The following is a 22,864-nucleotide window of genomic DNA, read 5'->3' on the forward strand; positions in this document are numbered from 1 at the left end:
AAACAATCTGCTTTTCTTAATTAACGAAATCCAATTTTTCCAATATGGATCTATTTTTCTCATTCCTGATTTTTATGATTTCAGCTTTCAGACGCGCCCAATCATTTTTTGTAGGTTGTCCATTCCAGTAAAATATCTGTGTATTCGTTTGATCATATGCCTTTTTGTCGATAGGATAATCGCTAATGACAATATCAGGTAACTGATCAGCGGATGCACTATATTTTATTGGGCGTTCAGTCATAGATAATATCCTTTTCTTTGCCCATAATTCCTGTGTTTTACCATACTTTGATTGAATATAGAATATGACAGGTTGTTCGTGTTTTATAAAAATATCCCTGACTAACATACAGTATTGAAAAATCAACCGTCTGTTCTTTTCATAATAAGTATTAAGCTCTGGAATTCTGCGAGCTACCCCACTAAAAAACTGTTGCATGATTGGATACATCACTGGAAATATATGCTGAAAATCTCTGTCTTCTGCTGATTTTCCAAAAGCATCCACCTTCTTTTTTGTCCCAAAAACCCTTGAATACAAATGGATCATTGCCAAATTGACATATAGATAATTTTTTTCTGAAGTTGTAAAACAAATCTTGAAGTTTTTTTCAAAATTTTCTACAATAGACGATTCAATCCAGCCCCAACTTTCTTGTACTTTATCTGGAGTATCCAACAAATCTTCTTCCAAATAGGTGTTCATTACACCAAACATAAAATAAAGGTAAGCTTGCTCTGTTGGAGTGATGTGATTCATCGACCAGAAGTTTGCTTCAAAAAAAGGCTCTAGTATGTAATGCGTAAACTCTTCTTTTGTTATCAATGGATGCACAAATTTGTTCATCTCTTCTGGGACATACGTAATCGAGTGGCCTTGTTTCATTCGTTGCAACGAAATTCTTAGTAGGCTGATCCATTTCTTTCTATCTATACTACGCGTATATGGCGCATGTTTCGCAAATTTTTCTAATAGTTGACGTTTATTTTTTATACTTGATAATATATCAGAATGATTTTCGTCGAATGACTGCCAATACATCAAGTGAAAAAAGTATCGGATACGGTATTCTTCTCCTTCTATCGGATTACCTTTTTTCAAGCTGCAAGATAAATGATAGTTTTTCAAAATAGTATTAAGTTCTCTTAATTTTCTTTGAATCGTACGCAAACTTATATAATTTTTTGACTAAGATTTTCTAAGGATTGATAAGTACCTTTGTAAAGTGAATCCAGTAAAATATAACCAATCGTTCCCTCTAAAAGTATAGAATAAACTTTACTCAGTAAAAACTGAGAAGAAAACTCGACTTTTATCATCTTGTTTTCTGAAAGAAAAGATAATTTATATTCTGGATACCTTTCGCAAAACGATTCTGCTTGTTGAATCACCGAATTCATCTTAGCCAGGGTGTAGTTTAGATCTAAAGCGATATCCTTCACCACATATAATTTCTCGTCTCTTTCATAACAATAGTTCAAAAATTGATATACTTGCCTTTCATTGATATCAATAAATTCTTCAAACAAAGTACATACTCCTTTTTATCTATTATTTAGACTTATTCCGACAGCTACATGAATAACGTACAAATAGATTCGTTACTGATTTTTCAGAGATACTACCATGCGCAGTGTGCATTGTCAATTATTCTTGCTCTTATTTTCCATTTGTGTTCCTGTTATTTCCTGTTTCTCAAATATGTTAGTAAACAAAAATAGATCTGGCAAAGCTACAACTTCGCCAGGCAATACAGCACTCTCGAATGAAATATTCACTCAAAAATCTATCGTTTTATTCAATTTTAGATCTGTTGCTTTTATTCTTTATTTCACTCGATGGAAGAGAGAACGAAAATAGCTTGCTCCTACAATCAAAATGAGTAACACACCCATCCATGTAATTAGCTTGTTCAAGGTTCTACTACCAGTTTCTGGTAAATCGCTTTTTCTATTATCTGTTTCTTTCGCTTTTTCTTGATGATCAATTCCACGAGAAACAAAATCAGGCTGTTTTAGCACACTTTTTAGGTTGCTCCCTGCATTTCTCTTTTGTTCCTTAGTTGGTATGATAGGTACCAAATCAAGTTCATTATTTACTTTTCCTGTGCTGCTTTCGCTGCTCGTGCTTCCTGTGCTACTCTCACTACTCATGCTTCCTGTGCTACTTTCACTACTCGTACTCTCCGTACTGCTTTCGCTGCTCGTGCTTCCTGTGCTACTTTCACTACTCGTACTCTCCGTACTGCTTTCGCTGCTCGTGTTTTCTGTGCTACTTTCACTGCTCGTACTCTCTGTACTGCTTTCACCGCTCGTGTTTTCTGTACTGCTTTCACTACTTGTGCTATCCGTACTGCTTGGCGGTCCAACAACTGTCCAACTGCTTGGTTTCAAATTCTCCGTGATCGTCATCTGTCCATCATAAAAAACAATCAAATCAACTTTATCTTTACTCTTGATCTCATCAATCGATAGTTCTGCAGAAATCATTATTGTATACTCAATACCAGCGGTCCATTGTACGTCTTTTAAATAAACTTCCCCAATAACTTTTTCTGAACTTCCATTACCATCCCAACCATATGTTAGAACAGCATGTACATCACTAGCATTCACGCTTTTGTTTGGTTTGACTGGAATAGTAATGACTTGTTGTGTCATGTCATAAACAATCCGATCAGTTTTCACAGTAAATGAAAGATTCTCATTTGCCCGTTCATTTGCAGAAGTACTGATTCCAATCATTGCTGCAATTATACTCAGCCCAAGAATAACAAATAATACGGTCGCTGTTTTCTTCATTTCTATCACTCTCCATATAATTACCTTCTATTTGATAAAGGAATTATATAAAATGAAAATGATGAGAACACGACAGTCAGTTGTGAAAATCTAACAAAAGATGTCGTGTATTCGCTTGAATTTGTTTACTTTTTCGTTTAATCAATGACAGACTTAAAAAAGCAAGACCGATATCAGCCTTGCTTTCTTCATCTTTTATTGATAAACAGCAGTGTATTTCTTCATCCGCTTTGTTTTATATGCATAGAGTAACAAACCAACAATCAAGACTAACAAGAATAATGTAGTTGATATAGATGCTTCAGCCCCAAAGTTTCCCCCAGTAATTATTGTATTTTGCGATTGGATCAGAGTGGAGAAAAAACCTTGTTCTTGCGTTCCGCTGACTGGTATACCCAAAATAGCTCCTTGTGTCCAATTCCAAGTAATATGAGCACCAATAGCCGTAAATAAACTTCCTGTACTGTAGATAAGTGCGCTGAAAAAGCAACCTGCTAAAAAGATATTGAAAACTGCCAGAAATGTCATGTTAGGATTCAATCCGTGCAAAAGAGCAAATAATGCAGCAGATCCAATCATTGCTATTAACGGACCAAATCTAAGCATCTGATGCTGAAAAAAGCCACGGAATAAAAGCTCTTCTGATGCCCCCACTGCAATAAATAAAATAAAACTCGTTATCAGCGGCACAATGTTTGCGTTTCCTGAATCTAACCGATACGCCCCCGTCAAATATAATGGACTAGTAATAAGCAGAAACACTCCAATTCCAACAACGAGACCTCCCGCTAAATACCCCCAGTCTTTTCCTCGAACAGAAACACCATAATCTTCTATTCTTTTTCCTTCGACCTTACTAGCAAGAAATAAAGCTAGTAAAAAAACAGCTAAATGTCCGACCGTACCGGCAATTGCTCCAATCCATTCACTATTTCCAATAAACATATCCGCAAGTGCATTATTGACAAGAATTCCTAAAACAAAACCAACTAAGACTATTAAAACAGATCCAATCAACCGAATAATCCTGATCATCTTTCATCCCTCCTTTATATTAAGTTTAACAACCCTTTTCTTTCTTGTCTCGTGAAAACTATGTAAATGTTCTCCATCATAGAGAGAATAGATTTTTACGAACTAAGAATATCTACAGCAACCTTACGAAAATGAAAGACTGTCTCCCTAATTCTTCTGTTAGACTGTTTTTAATAAGGAAAGGATGGGAAATTTTTTGAAAAAACAACTACTAATTATGTGCCTTTCAGCATGTGCAATTTTACTATTCTCAGGTTGTAGCAAGTCCAATGAAACGATTGCAACGTTTAAAGGTGGAACACTTACAGTTCAGGATTTTTATGATAACCCAAAAGTTAAATCAAATAATCAAACACTATTAAAAAAAATGATTGTCTTCAAAGCATTTGATGATGTATACGGAAAAGAGATTTCTTCAAAGGAAGTAACAAAAGAATATAATGAACAAATCAAAAAACTCGGTCCAAACTACAAGGAACAATTAAAAGCAGTTGGCCAAACAGAAGAGACATATAAGAAACTCTTTAAACAGATGCTGGCTTTCCAATACGGTTTGAAAGCCAATGTAAAATTAACAGATAAAGATCTAGACACTGCTTGGAAAGAATTCTATCCAGAAGTTAGTACACAGATCATTCTATTTTCGACTAAAGAAGAAGCAGATAAAGCAAAAAAAGAAGCAAATGAAGGAGAAAATTTCTCCAAGCTTGTTCAAGCTTATGGAAAAAATAAAACATTAAAGGAAACTGATGGAAAAATGAATTTTGATTCAACCAATCCAGAGATTCCTACTGAAGTAAAAAAAGCAGCATTTAAACTAAAAAACGGGGAAGTTTCTGATATCATTCCTGTAACAGATCCAACGACTTATCAGCAAAGCTATTATCTAGTAAAAATGGTAAAAAAACAGGATAAAGGTTCTAATAAAGACAAATACAAATCTGAGCTAGAAAAAATTGCTACCGAAGCAAAAACTCTTGATACGGAATTCATGGATAAAACAATCCGTAAAGTGATGAAAAAAGACAATGTAACTATTAAAGATCCTTATGTAAAAAATATATTCAAATAAACAAATTTGACCCAATTGGGGATGTGGCAAAATTTGAGAAGTGATTTTTGGAAATTCCTTCTTATTTTTGAGGCAAACCACTTTTGCCACAACTTCATCGGGGCCTTTTTTTATTTGTACCAAAACAAATCACTGGATTTGTTACAATCATGAGGATATAATTTAAAAAAGTTTTTTATTTCTATCACATGAATCAATGCGCCATTAAGTAGATTCTTTCATGCTTCCCTATTTTTTCACTTGCCGTATCGCTTCAAAAACAACTATCATAAACTCAAACTCGACTGAAAAGTTATTTTAAAAAAGACTAAAAATATCCCTTCTGGACTTGTTCTTCTTATTCTGTTATACTAGAGAAACACGAAAGATATTTTTATGCGACACTTTTCATTTGTTTTTATGAAATTTATTCAAAACTGGCGTAACTTCAGAGTTACAAGGATGTATTAGAGGTTAGGGAATACATCGTTTAAATGAGAAATAAGTAATAGTTAGTAATAGTCACCCAAACTTTAAATTAATGAATATTGAATCGTCAGATAGCCTCCTCGAGTTTTCGAGAAGGCTATCGTTTATTTTATGGAGAAATTGATTCAGAAGTAATCAGCGACCTTTTTTAGTTCACCAATCGTTTCTGCTTGGAAAGTTTGCACCCAATCTTCTTGGAAGCCCCTCACTGCTTTATCAATCGAGGGCATCTCTAATACTTGATCTAGTAGCTCTTTACCTAACGTTATCGCATGAGCTCCAGATCGAATGGCTGTAGTGACTTGTTCACAATTTTTGAAACTAGCTGCTAATATTTTTGTTGGTCTTTGCGTACGTTCGATCTCAGTCCGCAACGAATCAATCACTTTCATAGCATCAATGCCTTGATTTTGCATCCTGTTATAATAAGGTGCAATATAATCTGCTCCATTATTAATAGCTAAATACCCTTGTAATTCTGTGTAAATAGCTGTACCGGTAATCAAATAACCTTCTTTTTTCAACTTTTTGATCGCTTGAAGGCCTGCTTGATTCACCGGCACCTTGATAAACGTATCTTTTCCCAGTTCTTCTATGATAACTCGAGCATCCTCTATCATTTCTTCTTCCGTTCTTCCTATTGTCTGAATATGGATAGGAATCTGTCCGATTATTTTTTTGATTTCTTTCATATGCGAGAAGAAGTTTGACGCTCCTTCTTTTTTCAGAATTGTAGGATTTGTTGTTACGCCTGTTAAATTCAAAAACTGTTGACAAGAATAAATACTTTTTGTATTTGCTGTATCAAGCATGATTTCCATATAGCTTTCCCCCATTCTGATCCTCTTGATCGATTTTAATGATTGTCCCCTTTCTTAAATGCGGCATTTCCTTATCTTCTACATACATTGTTCCTGGAAGTTCCGGCTCATGAGATCCATCAAATTTTATCGTGATATGTCCTAATTCATTCAAATTAGTTTGGACAACATCTCCTACTGCTGTGATTACATACATTTGTTTATCAAAACAGAGCTTCATATCACAAGTTATTTCTTTTCTTACCTGATTCAATTCAATCTTATAACAATAATCTGTTAATGTTTCCGGTGCTTCATCTCCAAATAAAATCATTATTTTTTCTTTCCTGAATACTTCTGCTTCTATACCAACATCTGTTACAACCGTTTCAAAGATCGTCATCTCTGTTCCTCCTCGTAAAATATCATTTGTCTAATAGTTTTTATTCAAAATGTTTCTAGATTATAAAATTTATTGAATAACACATTCCTAACGGAATTTGTTTCGATATTGTGTGATTTCTCAGAGTACAATGGATGTATGGAGAGGATCCAACGGGAATTTGCTATTTCCTCCTGTAGCGTTTGTCTACCCTGTTTAGTCTGTTACCCGAACCACTGTTATCACTACCAACTCATTAGCTGTTTCGATAATGGACTAGACTTTCAAATAGTAGTTTGGAAGGCAGCTTCTAGCTCTTTTATCACCGTATTCTATTAGGCGAGGTTGTGGCTATACAGTGAGTTTCTGGGAAATCCCACAGTATCGAAGCATTTTCCAAAATTTATATCGAAAGGAGGTCCTTCTTCCATGAAATTATTTGTCGGTATTGACGTTAGCTCTGAAAAACTAGATGTTTGTTTTTTAACAGACGACAATCAATTGTCTATCTTATCTGAAATCTCTGTTGCCAATGACATCGAAGGTGCTTCATTCATACGAGAAACAATTCTTGAATTCAATGACAGCTACCACTTTGATCAAATTGTGATTGGCATGGAGTCAACGTCCATGTACAGCTTCCATCCTTCCATGTTTTTTCATGAAGATGAGAAACTAAAGAAGCTCAACACACTTGTAACGATTGAAAATCCTTTTCGGGTGAAACAATTTAGTCGCATGTTTGATGAGAATAAAACTGATCGAAACGATGCATTAAGAATCGCTGATTTCTTGCGTATTCAACGATTCACAACTTCCCCTATCAAAGAAGAGAAATACATGGCCTTACAGCGTTTAACACGTACTCGCTATCAACTTATTAAGCAATTGATTCGTACAAAGCAACATTTTCTTGAAAATCTAACGTACAAATGTAATACGCTTGCTCGAGAAATGCGAGACGAATCGACGAGTCTTTTTAGTGCAACCCTCATTTCACTCATGACGGAAGATTTCACATTGGATGAACTTGCTGAGCTTCCTTTAGAAGCTTTCTGTGATTTACTTCAAGAAAAAGGAAAAGGCCGTTTCAAGCAACCAGAAAAAATCGCTAAAGCAATTCAACGTGCAATTACCATGAGTTACCGCCTAGGTGCTCTTGCACAAGAATCAATTAATGTTGTTTTAAGTGTTCTCGTACGAGAAATACGAGCACTTGAAAAAAATATCAAAGAATTAGATAAAGCCATCGAACAAGTAATTGTTGTCATTCCAGAATATCAATGCTTAACCAGTATTCCAGGCGTTGGTAAAGTCTATGCTGCCGGTTTAATCGCTGAAATTGGTCAAATCGAAAGATTTGAAGATCAGACAAAATTGGCAAAATACGCTGGATTAAGTTGGAAAGTGAACCAATCTGGAAACTATCAGTCGCAAAATACACCTCTGACAAAACAAGGAAATCGATATTTTAGATACTACTTAGTTGAAGCTGCCAACTCTGTAAAAAATTATCTTCCTGAATACAAAGCTTTTTATCAAAGTAAATATAAGGAGGTTCCAAAGCATCAACACAAACGTGCACTCGTCCTAACCGCAAGAAAATTTACGCGTCTGGTGGATACGCTACTACGTAAACACCAACTCTATACGCCACCAAGGAGTGTGATAGAGAAATAACAATCCGTTATTGACGCAAATCCTTGAATCAACCCGAAAAAAATTTGATTTTGATCGGGTCTAGTTTCGTGCGCTTCAAAACATATTACTCAATAAAGAAAATCTTAAATTTCATCTTGACTTATCACCATTAGACTAAACTCAGCTATATAATCCAAAACTTGCTACCCAAGCAATGATAACTCGTGGGATGCCGTTAAGAAATCTTGAATAAAGAACTGATGGTACACCTACTTCTACTGTCTCAGCTTTTGCTTCTTCCAAACCTAGACCGACTGGAATAAAATCACATGCATTTTGAGTATTGATAGCAAATAGTGCCGGTAATGCTAATTGGGGAGGAATATTTCCTTTCCCAATCTCTACACCGATCAATGTTCCAATCACTTGGCTAATAACTGCCCCTGGACCAAGCAAAGGAGATAAAAATGGCAGTGAACAAATAAAGCCAATGATTGTTAATCCAACTGCATTTCCTGCTAAAGGTGCCATAATGTTAGCAAATACATTACCGATCCCAGAACCTTGTATCACACCAATCAAAAGGGAAACGAAAGCCATAAAAGGGATCACTGTCCGGATCATCGTATCTACTGCTTCTCTTGCTGATTGATTGAATGTAGCAACTACTTTTCCCGCGCCCATTCCAATTTTTGCTATCCAGTTTTGCTGCTCTGCTTTTTGCTCGGTTATCTTTTTAGAAGTATCATATTTGTACTTTTTATCTGGAGATGCAGTATTTACTGTTTCTTTGTTATCATCAGTTTCCATTAGTGGCTGTATTTGTTCTAACCCTACTGCTGAAACATAAATATCTTCAGTGATATATTGTGCTAATGGGCCACTTTTTCCTGTGGAAACGATATTGATGGTTGGTATCCCTTTTTTAGGATAAATTCCACATCTAAGAGTCCCTCCACAGTCAACGATTGCAAGCGCGATTTCACTATCAGGTATTGATGTTTTGAACCCATTGATAGACTCCATACCTGTCAGTTCTTCTATTTTATCTACGATCATTGGCCTCTCACCTCCACCTGTGACATAGATGAACTTGTGTTTATCTTTTGTCGGCCTAATAATCAAAGGACCTCCATACCCGCCGTTTCCTCTTACGATCTTAATATCACCATACATTTAAAACTCTCCTTTCTCTAATCAACTGAAAGCTCTACTTTTTTGCTAAGAACGATTCCTTGCTGTCTGCATACAAATCCAGTAGTAAAATCAGTTATCCAACCACCAATAAAGTTCATCAGCAGTCCCACAAGCAAGTATCGGATAGCCAGCTCCATCGAATTTAGCCCTAAGGTTTCGATCCCTTGAGCAATCCCCATCCATACAAACAATTCTCCAGGATTAATATGGGGGAATACACCATTGCTCGTATGACAAAATTGAGCTTGAGCAGCATAATAGCTTGGTTTGTAGTATTCTGGAAGGAAACGAGCCATTGTAAATGACATAGGATTTCCCAACATAAAAGCAGATAAGAACGGTAACACAAGGTAACGAGTAAGCGGATTTTTCGCTGATAATTTGGCTACTTTCGTTACTCGGTCTTCACCTAAAAAAGCAATCAGCGTATTCATTGCAACCATCAGCATCAAGACAACTGGTACGATTCCTGTCATCCAGCTTATGAATGTTTCTGCACCTGTTTGGAACAGCCTCATAAATCCCTCAGCAAATTTTGTTATGATATCCATCGTTTGTCACTCCTTTTTTCTTTGATCGTACTTTTCCATATCCGAAAATTATTGAGCATAGCAATAAAAGGCAATGAAGGTTGTTCACTTTTTTCATTTCCTGCCTCTATTCGTAAGTATACTTCTCTGGCATTTTCTAAAGCTGCTTGTGTCAAACGATCTTCCGCTCGAACTGAGGGATGGTAACGATCGATGTAATGGATATCTTCACCCGCATAGACAGGTAATGAATGAAATTTTGCCAAAGATGTAACCCCTTGCATTTTTCTGACTTCTAAAACTTGATCATGATCGTCTATAGCTAGCATAACAATCGTGCCTGAACGGATTTTCCCAGGTCGTTTACCAATCGCTACTTTTCCTTTTCTTCGCAGTTCGCTATATGTTTGATTGAAATGCTTTAGTTGCTTCCAACTGATAACTGCTTGCAGCACATAAGCTGAAGCTGCGAAAACTATGAATAGATACATATCATTCATGAAGTCTCTCTCCTTTACTTTTGATTAGTTTTAAAAATGATTCTTGTGTCGGTGCTAATTCAATAAACTCATCTATTCCCATTTTTATGAGTTCAAATAGGATATCGTATAGCTCAAATAATTCATTCTCAACTTCAGCCGTCATTTCTTCAGGTATGGCAAATAAAAAAATAACTCCATTTCCTCCTGTTTCTGCTAAACCTTGATCAGTTATTAGCCCTACTGATAAAACAATGTGTTGAGATAGCTGGTTGGTTGTGTGAGGAAAAGCAAATTCTTTGTTAACAAATGTGCTTTGCTGATATTCTCTTTTCAAGATCCTTTTTTCAAATTCTTCATCCACATAATAGCCTCTGATCAAAGGAGCGACTAATTTGTTTAAATATTCTTGATACGTCTTTTTTTCTTTCCATATTTGATAGAAAAAAACAGTAGAATGAAACCCGGCTAATCGCTTTTTTTTTGCTTTTTGCCATTGTGCCCTTAACCAAGAGTCATCAAAAAGATTAGTCAAATGGATCACCGGTGTCTCTTCATTTACATTTTTTAACGGAATCGTTGTAAAAACAGCGAAATATTTGTTTAGATCTACTTTTTCATATTGTTCTTCTGAAACATGTGTTATTTGTATATCCCTCCCCAATATCCTTTTGATTTGTCTTTGGATCATTAATGCTGTTCCTTTTCCTGTCGTATGAACAATGGCTACTTTTTTAGAGGAAAAATGCTCTTTTTGATATCGAAATGCTAACTCCAAATACAACGTTAGGTAGCTGATCTCTACTTTAGAGATCTTATGTTGCAAGATAGCTTCTAATGCTTGTATGCATTCGCTAGCGATTTGGTAAGAAAAAGGATACTTTTTTTCTATCTCACCATAAAATAAATCAGTCAATCGATAACGAAAAATTACCCGATTTATCAATAAAGAGAGGTGCTGTTTCATCTCTTGATATAAGAAGGACTCATCCAGATCAATGAGATCTAATCGTCGAATACGCATCATCATGGGGTCGAAATATAAGCGCAAATCAGAGTTAGCTTTCCTTATCATCGTTATACTTGTGTTGATGATGTTCAAAGGAAAACTGATAAAATCTTTTTCATATTGGCTCAAAGTTAGTTCATAGATTTCTTCCAACTGATTGATCAGTTCATTGAATTCTTGGATATATTCAAAACACCCACTGTAACGATTGATGGGCTTCTTCAACAGATAGTTACTAGAGATTCTATTCAAAGAAATACCGATAACTTTCGTTAAAAGGGTGATTTCTTGTTTACTAGCATTCGTCTTCTTCTGAAAATGTTTGATTGCTTGTTTTTCTTCTAGAAACTGTTCTGTTTTCGTCTCTGAAAAGTAGGGAGAAACAAAATAAAATAAAAGTAGTCGTAATTCTAGCTCATCTCCTATTATTCTTAGTCCTTTATTTGGTGTGCCTGTAATCTTTACATCAAAATCATTGATCATCTCTTTTAATGTCTTTAGATCCTTGACCACTGTTCCTCTGCTGACACCGACTTCTTCAGACAAATCATCCATACGTAAGAAATCCTCTGTTTCGATCAGCCTATTTAGTAAATAAGCGATTCTTTTGGATGCCGAATTGAAATCACTGGCTGTTTTCAATTTTCCTTGCATGATCTCATCAAAAAAATCAAAATCATAAATTTCAAGTTCAAAATGTTTGTTTTTTTGGATGATTTTTGCAATACCGGCAATTTCTTCATTCAACTCCCCAATATCTTTTTTTATGGTTTGATTACTGGTTTTGATTTCTTTTTGCACTTCCTGGATTGAAACTTTCTTGTGAGTGACTAGTAATTTCAATAATTGGTACCATCTGTTTACTAGCGTCACGTGCGTCCCCCCTATCCTTTATCCTCTTGTTTTACCTCCTGAAATATTAGTCGTGACTCCAGTGATATAACTTGATCTTTCTGAAAGATAATAGCAGACTAGATCCGCCACTTCTTGCAGCTTACCACTCCTTCCTAGAGGGATCGTACTTGTTCGACTGTAACCGTTTCTCAGCTGTTCGACGCTTATACCTCTCGTATAAGAAAGAGCTTCTTCATATTCTTGTGTTCTCAAACCGGTTTCTTCCAGTATCCCTGGTGCAACACCTACCACACGAACATTCCTCTTTCCTAACTCTTTTGCCCAAGAACGAGTAAAACTGTTCATCGCTGCTTTTGTAGCAGCATAACAGCTCTGTCCTTCTGATCCTTCCAATCCTGATTCAGAAGAAAGATTCACGATCACTCCTGATCCCTTTTGCACCAAGATTCTTCCAACTGCTTGGCTCATCAAATATACACTTTTTTGATTGACAGCGATCATCTTATCAAAAACTTGTTCTGATAATTCATACTTGCTTTTTGGATGATTTCTATCTATTAGAAGAGAAGGAATATTTATTCCTGCATTATTGACTAGACCATCGATCGTCTTGAAATGTTTCATTACTTTATATATCCCTTCTTCTATGTCCGTTTTAGAAGACACATCGACTTTTAAAGATAGTAGGTTTTCATGCTGTATACGGCATTCAGTTACATCAAAATTCGCTACTTGTGCATTCTGCTTCAACAAATTTTCGACGATACTTCTTCCAATTCCTGAGGAACCTCCAGTTACAATTACTACTTTTCCTGCAATATCCAACCAATCCGACATATGTGATCCTCTCCTTCTTTTTTCTTACAAATCCAGTATAAAAGCTCACTAAAAAAAATTAAGACATGAAATTTACAGCTTCAGCTAAAAAATGTGTACTAATGGAAGAGCAAAAAAAATTTTCATCTTTTTGCATAGATTGCTAAAATTCCTGAGCGTTATATAAGCAATGTTTCTCTTTTTGATATATAATTGTTTTATCATTTAAGAAAGGAGAATTCTAATGAAAACTTTAGATGCTATTGCATTAACTTTATTGATTGTGGGAGGGTTGAACTGGCTGTTGGTAGGCTTGTTCGAACTTGATTTAGTAGCTATGATTGCTGGTGGTTCAACAACTATTTTTGCGAAGATCATTTATATCGTCGTAGGTATTTGTGCGATCTACTGCTTGAAATTTTTCCCAATGATTACTAGAAAAGTTGATGAAAGATATTAGAAAGCTATAATTATTAAAAAAGTTATTATCTTCATGAACCTTCCCTTTATTGGGAAGGTTTTTTCATTTTAAACCATCTGCTTTTCTTTGTTTAAGTGATATACTGAATAAAGATAATCTATTTTAGGAGGAGCTATCATGCATAAAGGGATTTACGCAGGCTTGTTGGGAACTGTAATACTTTTTTCTGCCTGTGGATATAAAACAAAGAATTCTGTTAAAGAATCTTCAGCAGCCATTTCAACAACTGAGGTTGGTTCAACTAAAAGTACTTCTACTACTTCCATTACTAATACTTCTACTGGTAATGTAGATTCGCAACATAGCCAATCAAGTATTCAGTCGTTTAGCATTTCTTCAACATCTGAAATGCAAGAAAGCACTGTACCTTCTCTTCCATTAGAAAACTCTGACAAAGCACTTCTATTTCTTATTGCCCACCGTTCCGAATTACAAAGTGACGATATTGTTATTAGCTTTTATCAAAAAATTGATCGAGATTATTTGTTCACAGCTTCCAGCAAACAAATCCGTTCCCAAGGAGGATCTGGAAGCGTTGGTTTTTATCGAGTGTCACCCGAAGGATCGATTACGATGACAGATGCAAATGGAACACCATTTTGATTAGATGATATTATACGGATTTACAGTACTAGCAAGTCATTATTGGTATCATTTTTTCTGAGAAAGTTATACGGAGTATAAATAAGCATTTGCATTAACCTAATAATTCGTTACAGCTATTTCTCTTATGAATATACTCACTTCTCTACTTGCTCTCTTGATAAATTTTTGGTATCTACTTCATTTTCGGTCAACTGAGTTAATGAAATTTATTGTCGGGCGGTTTTCTAGATTCAATTTTTCTATATTTGGATAGAAGAATTTACTTTTTTACCTTTTGACATATTTTCTTCTTATTATTTTAATGATCCCTTTTTCAAATTAGAAAGATAGCCTTTGTATCGTATTAGATGAAATATTCACAAAGCTAACCATTATACTTGCATTTTTTTCAAAATAGAGTTATTACGTAAATAGGGATAAATAAAAAATACTTATTGAAAGGATGATCAAAAATGGCAAATGTACCTAGCATTCGCGACATGTTCCCTGATTTCAATGACGTGTTTAGTCCAGCATTCAATGATTTTTTAGGTGTTTCAAGTTATCCAAAAGTAGATTTAGTCGAAAATGAAAAAGAATACAAACTAACTGCTGATATGCCTGGCTGTGACAAAGAAGACACGACAGTTGAATATTCAGATAATACTTTGACGATCTCCGCCAATCATGAGTCCCATACAGAAGATAAAGAAGATGGCAACTATGTACGGAAAGAAAGACATTCGGTCTCTTACAAACGTTCATTCTATCTTCCTAATGTTGATGAAGAAAAAATCACTGGAACCTTTAAAAACGGTGTGCTGAAATTGGTATTACCTAAAACAGCTTATCAGCCAAAAGAAACAAAAAAAATTGAGTTAAATTAGAACTTATCGCCTCTCGATGAATGAGGGGCGATTTTTATATATTTGGATAAGAACGAGTATGTTTAAATTTTCAAAATGAGCAAAAAAATATTTTGTTTTTACGATAAAGATGTTATGATCTCTCTTGGTAAAAAATATGGGAGTTGATCATTTGATTGTCTTAAGTAAACTTTTGTTTTGGATACCATTTATCATAATGACCAGTGCTTTCTTTTACTTATTCAAAAGGCCTAACAAATACTTACTCTTATCTGCTTGTCCGATGATCTATTTTATCCATAAGATTAGAGGATTTTATTATTACGACTCTGGTATCTCATTGTTTTGCTACGAAATCGGCTTATTAGCTTCGGCCATCTTTTTCATATTTGTGTTAGAATATTTCAGAAAAAAATAAACTTCCAGTCAGTTTTGGCTGGAAGTTTTTTATTTGGTGCAGATCTTTTCAGCTGTTATTCATACAAGTTGATCCATTTTTCTATTATTAAGTACATACCATTGTTACTCTTTGAATGTGGGGGAGAAAAAAATAAAAGGAGCTGGTATTTTGTTAGTTATGAGTAAAGCTTTGTTTTTACTTCCCTGCACGTTCATGTTTATTGTTTTATGTTATTTCAAAAGAAGAAAAAAATGGTGCTGGATCGATGTTCTACTATTCCTTCCCTTTTTCCCGCTTATTTATTTTCTTGAAGAAATATGGGATGATATGGCATGTGATTCTGCTTTTCTTTTTAGTCATTCATTGGGGCTTATGATCTCTCTTACGATCTTTGCCATTGTGCTATTTTTTTTGAATAAAAAATAATGTATTAAAATGTATTAACTCGTTTGTCCCAACTTCCAAAACATATTTTTGAAAGTTGGGTGTTATCTTTTTTGAAGTATAAAAAGATCTCAAATCAATCCACTTTACTTTCTTATTATGTTATTCATAGTAACAAAAGAGAGTATAAAATATTTTGTGTAAATGAAAAAATCCATACAAAAAAGGAAGTCCCTTCTGTAGAATAAAGTTAACGACAACCAATTCACAGAAAAGAGGACTTCCCTATGAATGATTTTACTACAGAAATTGTGCAAACTCTAGTCACTAAAGGCGATTTAAATGAATTATTCCGTTCGCACTTAGAAAAAGCGATAAACACACTCCTACGGACTGAATTAACGGCTTTTTTAGATTACGAAAAATATGATCGCACTGGTTTTAATTCAGGTAATTCGAGAAACGGTTCTTACTTTCGATCAATCAAAACCGAATATGGTGAATTAACATTGGAAATACCTAGAGATCGTAATGGTGAGTTTAAACAACAAACTTTACCAGCCTACAAAAGAACAAACGATACATTGGAAACCACTATTATCCATTTATTCGAAAAAGGTGTTACGATGTCTGAAATTGCTGATTTGATCGAAAAAATGTACGGTCATCACTATACTCCACAAACCATGTCCAACATGACTAAAGTTCTGACTGAAGAAGTAAATGCCTTTAAATCCAGAGCCTTAAATGATAAGTATGTCGCTATTTTTATGGACGCTACTTACATTCCACTAAAACGTCAAACCGTATCCAAAGAAGCGATTTATATTGCCATTGGTATACGAGAAGACGGCACTAAAGAAGTACTGAGTTATGCGATTGCTCCAACTGAATCAACATACGTTTGGAATGAGCTGCTACAGGATATTAACTCCAGAGGAGTTCAAGAAGTCTTGCTTTTTATTACGGACGGCTTAAAAGGCATGAAAGATACTATCCATCAAATTTATCCTAAAGCAAAATATCAGCATTGTTGTATCCATGTATCTCGTAATATCGCTCATAAAGTACGTGTCAAAGACCGAAAAGAAATCTGTGATGACTTTAAGGCTGTTTATCAAGCTAACTCAAAAGAAGAAGCGAATACCTTCTTATCCGGCATGATTGAGAAATGGAAGAAAAACTATCCTAAAGTGACGCAGTCACTCATAGAAAACCAAGACTTATTAACTTTTTATGATTTTCCACCTAGCATTCGTAGAACCATTTACTCAACCAATCTAATCGAGTCTTTCAATAAGCAAATTAAAAGATACAGCCGTAGAAAAGAGCAGTTTCAAAATGAAGAATCACTAGAACGCTTTCTAGTCAGCATTTTTGATACATACAATCAAAAATTTCTAAACAGAAGCCATAAAGGTTTTCAACAGGTAACCGATACATTAGTTTCAATGTTTACTGAGTAACTAATTATTTTGCAGGAGGACAATTTATTTACACAAAATTATTGACGCTCCCTAACAAAATCCCACCTACTTTATCTTATAACTTGATTTTTTGCATAAAAACTAAATAAAGAGTGCGGCATTTCGCACTTTTTTATTATATATTATTTGTCAAATTAAGCGAGACAAAACTTTCCATTTACGTAACTCAAAAAAACTTCTAATGGTGTTTGGTAATTTAGTGATTTTCTAGGGATATGGTTTCTTTTGGACGCAACGGATGAGATGAATCCTTGATTGACTTGGTTGAATTCCATTTCTTTTGGTAGTCCATCTTTTCGGAGGAGTCCGTTTGAATGTTCATTTAATCCCCGTTGGGAAGGCGTTCCTGGGTCTGCGAAATAAATATCAATATCATTCGTATTACTAATACTTTTCCAATTAGAGAATTCTTTTCCACAATCAAAGGTAATTGATTTGAAAAGATTTTTGGGTACGGATTGAAGCCATTCATTAATCGAATTTTCAATATCAACTGCCTTACGGCCTTCTGGTTTCAAGGCGATAATGGCTTTTGAAAGTCGCTCAACGAGTGTGATGACGGCACTTTTATGGTGGATGCCGACAATCGTATCACCCTCTAAATGTCCAAATTCTTCTTCGAAAACGACATAATCTTTTTTACGTTCAGAAATATTTCTTTTGAATGCCTGTTTTCCACGTTTTTCCTTATAACCATTTGGTTTTCGTTTTCCTTGCATCGGTAAATGTAAAACATTGAATTCTCCCGTCTTAAACCGGCGATAGAGGGTACTTACTGAACAAGAGAAGGTTCGCTCTGCACGGCCAATAATGACGTCTGGGGTCCAACCTTCAGTTGATCTTTTTTCAATGTATTCTTTTTCCTCAGCAGGAAAAATGATTTCGGTTCTCCCACAACGTCGCTTATTTTCTTTGTATTGTTCAAAGTATTCAAGTGCTGTTCCACCACATTTGAGAAAGTTATAGACATTGTAAATTGTTTGGCGTCCACGTTTAAGCTGCTTCGCAACGATAGCAACCGGAGTTTCTTGATGAAAATATGCTTCTATCATTACAAGCTCGTTTGGTGTAAGATGGGTATAAGTCATTTATGTTCACTCTCCTTGTATGCTTTAGCGGGTATTACAATTGGAGTGTAACATAAATGGCTTTTTTATTTGTCTCGCTTAATTATACAAACGGCGAAGATATCAATGATGATGGCTCAAGAAAAAAAGTGGAGAAAGTTGGCGGAGACACCCGACCAGAGGCCGAAGCTGCTTTACGAAAAGTTTTATCAGATATTGACGAAACAGGACAATACTTTTTAGGTACGGATACTCGAGTAAAACAATACCTTGATTTTTGGATGGAGGAATACGTTAAACTAAATCTAAAATACAATACCTATGAAAACTACCGATTTACCATCAAAAATCATATAAACGGTTATTTAGGAAAGAAAAAACTTACGGATCTCTCCCCTGCTCTTTTACAAAATTTCATCAATGCTGAATTTAAAAAGGGTTACTCGAAGAAAACAATGACTATTACTCACTCTGTCCTTAAGAATGCGCTGAATATGGCGGTTTATCCTTGGGGATTAATCAAGCAAAATCCTATGCTGTATGTAAAAATACCAAAATATGAAGCACGACCAACGACTAAAAAAGATCTAAAAATCATTTCTCTTGAGGACTTTGATCATATGCTAGAAATTACTCCTGAAGGACATCCTTTCTATATTCCTTTGAATATTGGATTTTATACGGGAATGCGCGTTGGCGAAGTTTGTGGTCTGACGTGGGATGATGTCGATTTTTCAAATGGAACAATTACTGTAGAGAAACAAATGGTAAAGAATGACGGCGCATGGGTATATGGTACGCCAAAGACAAGCAGTTCCAATCGAACGATTTTTATTGGACAAACCTTGCTAGCAATTCTGAAAAAACATAAGAAACAACAATTAGAAAATCGAATGAAGTATGGAAAGCTCTACATTGATTCAAATGCAGTATGTACGAAGGAAGACGGTGAGCTAGTTACGCCAAGTGTAGTGAAATGGAATACTAGGAGGATATCGAATGCACTCTCCCTCTCTTTTAACTTCCATTCTCTCAGACATACTCATGCTACACTTCTTCTCGAAAATGGCGCAAAAATGAAAGAAATCTCTGAACGATTGGGCCACAGCAGAATTTCAATTACGATGGATACTTACTCGCATGTAACAGATAAGATGAGAAATGAAACGGTCGATATCATGGAAAATCTTAGAAAGAATTCTTGATTTTTGCCACCGAAAAAAACCACCGGTGGCAAACCGGTGGCAAATCCATGTAAACATGGTTTATTTTTTACACTGTTTTCAAACAAACCCTTGCTATTTCTTCGGTTCGTCCTCGTCCATTTTCAGAACGGCCATGAAGGCTTCTTGCGGAACTTCGACGGAGCCGATTTGTTTCATCCGCTTCTTCCCTTCTTTTTGTTTCTCTAAGAGTTTACGTTTACGAGAAACATCTCCACCATAACATTTAGCCAAGACGTTTTTACGCAAGGCTTTGATGTCTGAACGGGCAACGATTTTTTGTCCAATAGCTGCTTGGATTGGCACCTCAAATTGTTGGCGTGGGATTAGTTTTTTCAGTTTTTCAACGATTGCTTTTCCACGTTCATAGGCAAAGTCTCGGTGAACGATAAAGCTTAATGCATCGACTTTTTCTCCATTCAGCAAGATGTCCATCTTCACTAACTTGCTTTTTTGATAACCAGACATTTCATAATCCAATGAGGCATAGCCTTTCGTGCTTGATTTCAATTTGTCGAAAAAGTCAAAGACAATTTCAGAAAGCGGAATATTATAGACGACATTTACTCGGTAATCATCTAAATAATCCATCGTAATGAATTCTCCCCGTTTTCGTTGAGAAAGTTCCATTACTGCACCGACAAAATCATTTGGGACCATGATCTGTGCTTTGACGAATGGTTCTTCTACATCCTGAATCGTTACAGGTTCAGGAAAATCTGCCGGGTTATCTACTGTAGCAGTCGTACCATCCGTTTTATTAACATGGTAAATAACGGATGGTGCAGTCGTGATCAATTCTAGATTGAATTCCCGTTCCAAGCGTTCTTGGACGACATCCATATGAAGAAGTCCGAGGAATCCACAGCGGAACCCAAAACCTAATGCTTGAGAGGTTTCTGGTTCGAATTGTAAAGCAGCATCATTCAATTGCAGTTTTTCTAAAGCTTCCCGCAAATCGTTGTAACGAGAAGTATCAATTGGATAAAGACCACAATAAACCATCGGATTCATTTTTCGGTAACCTGGTAAAGCTTCAGCGGCAGGATTGTCTGCTAACGTTACTGTATCCCCTACTCGTGTATCTTGGACAGTTTTGATACTTGCTGTGATATAACCGACATCACCGACCATCAAAAAGTCTCTAGCAACTGCTTTTGGCGAGAAGACCCCGACCTCTGTAACATCAAATGTTTTGCCATTACTCATCAGTTTGATTTTGTCTCCGGGTTTGACCATACCGTCCGTGATCCGGACATTTAGAACAACACCGCGGTAACTATCATAAATAGAGTCAAAGATCAAAGCTTTTAGCGGTGCATCTAAGTCTCCACTTGGTGCAGGAACATATTCCACGATCTGCTCGAGAATATCTTCAATCCCAATCCCTGATTTGGCACTGGCTAATACAGCTTCACTAGCATCGATTCCGATTACGTCTTCGATTTCTTGACGGACACGTTCGGGATCTGCTGCGGGTAGGTCGATTTTATTGATGACTGGCAGGATCTCCAAATCATTGTCTAACGCTAAATAAACATTGGCCAATGTTTGTGCTTCGATTCCTTGTGCTGCATCGACCACTAAAACGGCACCCTCACAGGCAGCAAGGCTTCGAGAGACTTCATAGGTGAAGTCGACGTGCCCTGGGGTGTCAATCAAGTGAAAGATATATGTTTCTCCATTTTTCGCTGTGTAATTGAGTTCTACAGCATTTAATTTAATCGTGATTCCACGTTCACGTTCCAAATCCATCGAGTCTAACAGCTGATCTTGCATTTCGCGAGACGTCACAGTGTGCGTCATTTCTAAAATACGATCGGCCAATGTAGATTTCCCATGGTCGATATGAGCGATGATCGAAAAATTACGAATCTGCTCTTGGCGTTCTTTCATTTTCTTTATATCCATAGCGTCTCCTCTTTTCATATAATCAGCACTTTCCATTATACCAACGAAAAGCAGTAATTTAAAGAGTTTTTAATTAGTCAGCTATAGAAGTTTTTTTTGTAGAATTTTGCTATACTGTTATCAAGCTAATAAATGGAGATGAAAAAATGGATCAAAAAGATTTTAGAGAAAATCTTGAATTAAAACCGGTCACTCAAGAACATATCGATCAATTCAATGAATTGCTTTCCTATGTGTTCCAAGTGACTGAAGCAGACATCGAGGAAAGCGGGTTTGAGAATAAACGAGCTTTTATCCGTTCCAAAAAACCGATTTTGGAAGTATCGAAAGTGTTCGGATGGTTCCACGAAAATAAACTGATCTCTCAAATCGCTATCTATCCTTGTGAAGTCAATATTCACGGTGCACGTTATAAAATGGGTGGTGTGACTGGAGTTGGAACTTATCCAGAATATGCTAACCATGGATTGATGCAAGATCTAATTATCGTTGCATTGGATAATATGCGCAAGAATAAGCAATGGATCTCTTATTTGTATCCTTACAGTATCCCCTACTATCGGCGTAAAGGATGGGAAATCATGTCTGATAAACTTTCCTTTAAAATCAGAGATACACAGCTACCTAAACAAATCCCAGTAAGTGGTATGGTTGAGCGATTACCAGTTGATCATCCAGACGTATTTTCCGTTTATGACAAATTTGCCCAACAAAACCATGGTGCTTTATTCCGCAGTGATTTTCATTGGGAAGAGTATTGGCGTTTCGAAAATGAAGATGAGCGCACAGCCGCTGTCTACTACGATAGCAACCATGAACCAAGAGGTGTTCTGTTCTACTGGGTAGCTGAAGAAATATTTCACGTAAAAGAAATGTTCTATCTTGATCAAGAAGCTCGAAATGGCTTATGGAACTTTATTTCCGCACATTTTTCCATGATCTACTGGGTACATGGAGATATTTATAAAAATGAGCCTTTAGCATTTTTGATTGAAGATAGTCAGATCAAAGAGCAGATCGAACCATATTTTATGGCTCGGATCGTTGATGTAAAAGAATTCCTTCAACGGTTTCCGTTTGTTGGAACAGCTGATGCTTTTCATTTCATCATTGAAGATCCTGTCGCTCCTTGGAATAATGGTGTCTTCGCTTTAACATGGGATGAACAGGGACAAGTCCGTGTCTTAAATGAACCTATAGGAAAATCCGTTCGACTGGATATCCAAACATTGACTTGCTTGATGATGAATTATCGCCGTGCTTCTTATTTGGCAAGAATCGAACGGTTAGAAACAGATGAAGAAACACTGAAGTCACTAGAGCGTATCATTCCAAACATGGAAGCTTACTTTAGCGATTATTTTTGATAAA

23 protein-coding genes and 1 pseudogene are annotated in these 22,864 nt (G+C 35.9%); 10 read left to right on the forward strand and 14 right to left on the reverse strand.

The window, feature by feature from the left end; genetic code table 11:
- Positions 1-16 precede the first annotated feature (16 nt).
- The 5 genes and pseudogenes from ACIFUW_RS07355 to ACIFUW_RS07375 all read right to left on the reverse strand — a co-directional run bounded on the left by ACIFUW_RS07355 (position 17) and on the right by ACIFUW_RS07375 (position 3,840).
- Entirely contained in the window at positions 17-1,045 is a 1,029-nt protein-coding gene (locus ACIFUW_RS07355; RefSeq protein WP_002321674.1) for a hypothetical protein, read from the reverse strand.
- A gap of 54 nt (positions 1,046-1,099) precedes the next feature.
- A pseudogene (locus ACIFUW_RS07360) lies at positions 1,100-1,174 on the reverse strand (hypothetical protein); the annotation flags it as partial.
- A 2-nt stretch (positions 1,175-1,176) separates the two neighbouring features.
- Positions 1,177-1,533, reverse strand: coding sequence for a hypothetical protein (locus ACIFUW_RS07365; protein ID WP_002296631.1), 357 nt, complete (start codon positions 1,531-1,533; stop codon positions 1,177-1,179).
- A gap of 297 nt (positions 1,534-1,830) precedes the next feature.
- The gene (gene sgrA / locus ACIFUW_RS07370; protein WP_002296629.1) at positions 1,831-2,805 is read right to left on the reverse strand and encodes an LPXTG-anchored fibrinogen/nidogen-binding adhesin SgrA; all 975 of its coding nucleotides are present in this window, start codon (positions 2,803-2,805) and stop codon (positions 1,831-1,833) included.
- Positions 2,806-3,000: 195 nt separating this feature from the next.
- Positions 3,001-3,840, reverse strand: coding sequence for a CPBP family intramembrane glutamic endopeptidase (locus tag ACIFUW_RS07375; protein ID WP_002296628.1), 840 nt, complete (start codon positions 3,838-3,840; stop codon positions 3,001-3,003).
- A 184-nt stretch (positions 3,841-4,024) separates the two neighbouring features.
- On the opposite strand from ACIFUW_RS07375, the gene ACIFUW_RS07380 reads away from it, so the two are divergent.
- On the forward strand, positions 4,025-4,912 hold the full coding sequence (locus ACIFUW_RS07380) for a peptidyl-prolyl cis-trans isomerase (RefSeq protein WP_002296627.1): 888 nt from the start codon (positions 4,025-4,027) through the stop codon (positions 4,910-4,912).
- A gap of 593 nt (positions 4,913-5,505) precedes the next feature.
- Here ACIFUW_RS07380 and ACIFUW_RS07385 read toward each other — a convergent pair.
- Positions 5,506-6,201 (reverse strand): fructose-6-phosphate aldolase, encoded by a 696-nt coding sequence (locus ACIFUW_RS07385; protein ID WP_002311093.1) that lies wholly within the window; start codon positions 6,199-6,201, stop codon positions 5,506-5,508.
- On the reverse strand, positions 6,185-6,583 hold the full coding sequence (locus tag ACIFUW_RS07390; protein WP_002296624.1) for a PTS glucitol/sorbitol transporter subunit IIA: 399 nt from the start codon (positions 6,581-6,583) through the stop codon (positions 6,185-6,187). Before ACIFUW_RS07390 ends, ACIFUW_RS07385 begins: the two co-directional genes overlap by 17 nt.
- A gap of 408 nt (positions 6,584-6,991) precedes the next feature.
- On the opposite strand from ACIFUW_RS07390, the gene ACIFUW_RS07395 reads away from it, so the two are divergent.
- Entirely contained in the window at positions 6,992-8,242 is a 1,251-nt protein-coding gene (locus ACIFUW_RS07395; protein WP_002297404.1) for an IS110 family transposase, read from the forward strand.
- A gap of 141 nt (positions 8,243-8,383) precedes the next feature.
- Here the strand turns inward: ACIFUW_RS07395 and srlE are convergent, their stop codons facing one another.
- Genes srlE through ACIFUW_RS07420 form a run of 5 tightly spaced genes read right to left on the reverse strand, consistent with a single transcriptional unit; the run spans position 8,384 to position 13,110 of the window.
- Positions 8,384-9,379 (reverse strand): PTS glucitol/sorbitol transporter subunit IIB, encoded by a 996-nt coding sequence (srlE, locus tag ACIFUW_RS07400; protein ID WP_002296760.1) that lies wholly within the window; start codon positions 9,377-9,379, stop codon positions 8,384-8,386.
- A gap of 17 nt (positions 9,380-9,396) precedes the next feature.
- Positions 9,397-9,951 (reverse strand): PTS glucitol/sorbitol transporter subunit IIC, encoded by a 555-nt coding sequence (gene srlA, locus ACIFUW_RS07405; RefSeq protein ID WP_002289423.1) that lies wholly within the window; start codon positions 9,949-9,951, stop codon positions 9,397-9,399.
- Positions 9,939-10,430: a transcriptional regulator GutM gene (locus ACIFUW_RS07410; protein WP_002289422.1), complete on the reverse strand. Its 492-nt coding sequence runs from the start codon at positions 10,428-10,430 to the stop codon at positions 9,939-9,941. The genes srlA and ACIFUW_RS07410 overlap by 13 nt, the downstream gene beginning before the upstream one ends.
- Positions 10,423-12,291 carry a BglG family transcription antiterminator gene (locus ACIFUW_RS07415; protein WP_002289421.1) on the reverse strand — a complete coding sequence of 623 codons (1,869 nt, stop codon included), beginning with the start codon at positions 12,289-12,291 and terminating at the stop codon, positions 10,423-10,425. The genes ACIFUW_RS07410 and ACIFUW_RS07415 overlap by 8 nt, the downstream gene beginning before the upstream one ends.
- Positions 12,292-12,309: 18 nt before the next feature.
- On the reverse strand, positions 12,310-13,110 hold the full coding sequence (locus tag ACIFUW_RS07420; RefSeq protein WP_002289420.1) for an SDR family oxidoreductase: 801 nt from the start codon (positions 13,108-13,110) through the stop codon (positions 12,310-12,312).
- Positions 13,111-13,333: 223 nt separating this feature from the next.
- Between ACIFUW_RS07420 and ACIFUW_RS07425 the strand changes: the two genes are divergently transcribed.
- From ACIFUW_RS07425 to ACIFUW_RS07450, 6 genes are all read left to right on the forward strand, one after another.
- The gene (locus ACIFUW_RS07425) at positions 13,334-13,549 is read left to right on the forward strand and encodes a DUF378 domain-containing protein (protein ID WP_002289418.1); all 216 of its coding nucleotides are present in this window, start codon (positions 13,334-13,336) and stop codon (positions 13,547-13,549) included.
- Positions 13,550-13,687: 138 nt separating this feature from the next.
- Complete coding sequence (locus tag ACIFUW_RS07430; protein WP_002303864.1) at positions 13,688-14,173, forward strand: hypothetical protein; 486 nt, start codon at positions 13,688-13,690, stop codon at positions 14,171-14,173.
- A 455-nt stretch (positions 14,174-14,628) separates the two neighbouring features.
- Entirely contained in the window at positions 14,629-15,042 is a 414-nt protein-coding gene (locus ACIFUW_RS07435; protein ID WP_002289415.1) for an Hsp20/alpha crystallin family protein, read from the forward strand.
- A gap of 136 nt (positions 15,043-15,178) precedes the next feature.
- Positions 15,179-15,439 carry a hypothetical protein gene (locus tag ACIFUW_RS07440; RefSeq protein ID WP_002322258.1) on the forward strand — a complete coding sequence of 87 codons (261 nt, stop codon included), beginning with the start codon at positions 15,179-15,181 and terminating at the stop codon, positions 15,437-15,439.
- A gap of 117 nt (positions 15,440-15,556) precedes the next feature.
- A complete protein-coding gene (locus ACIFUW_RS07445; RefSeq protein WP_002321532.1) occupies positions 15,557-15,847 on the forward strand; it encodes a hypothetical protein in 291 nt (96 codons plus the stop codon).
- A 245-nt stretch (positions 15,848-16,092) separates the two neighbouring features.
- Positions 16,093-17,271, forward strand: coding sequence for an IS256-like element ISEf1 family transposase (locus tag ACIFUW_RS07450; RefSeq protein WP_000997695.1), 1,179 nt, complete (start codon positions 16,093-16,095; stop codon positions 17,269-17,271).
- Between the two features lie 155 nt (positions 17,272-17,426).
- On the opposite strand, the gene ACIFUW_RS07455 is transcribed toward ACIFUW_RS07450, so the two are convergent.
- Positions 17,427-18,380 carry an IS30 family transposase gene (locus ACIFUW_RS07455; protein WP_000222572.1) on the reverse strand — a complete coding sequence of 318 codons (954 nt, stop codon included), beginning with the start codon at positions 18,378-18,380 and terminating at the stop codon, positions 17,427-17,429.
- Between the two features lie 56 nt (positions 18,381-18,436).
- Between ACIFUW_RS07455 and ACIFUW_RS07460 the strand changes: the two genes are divergently transcribed.
- Positions 18,437-19,564: a tyrosine-type recombinase/integrase gene (locus ACIFUW_RS07460; protein ID WP_002288357.1), complete on the forward strand. Its 1,128-nt coding sequence runs from the start codon at positions 18,437-18,439 to the stop codon at positions 19,562-19,564.
- Between the two features lie 93 nt (positions 19,565-19,657).
- Here the strand turns inward: ACIFUW_RS07460 and lepA are convergent, their stop codons facing one another.
- Complete coding sequence (lepA, locus tag ACIFUW_RS07465) at positions 19,658-21,493, reverse strand: translation elongation factor 4 (RefSeq protein ID WP_002288355.1); 1,836 nt, start codon at positions 21,491-21,493, stop codon at positions 19,658-19,660.
- 146 nt (positions 21,494-21,639) lie between these two features.
- Here lepA and ACIFUW_RS07470 point away from each other — a divergent pair, with 146 nt between their 5' ends.
- Positions 21,640-22,860, forward strand: coding sequence for a GNAT family N-acetyltransferase (locus tag ACIFUW_RS07470; protein WP_002288353.1), 1,221 nt, complete (start codon positions 21,640-21,642; stop codon positions 22,858-22,860).
- Positions 22,861-22,864 lie beyond the last annotated feature (4 nt).

This window comes from Enterococcus sp. PLH-Efm8, from assembly GCF_053011625.1.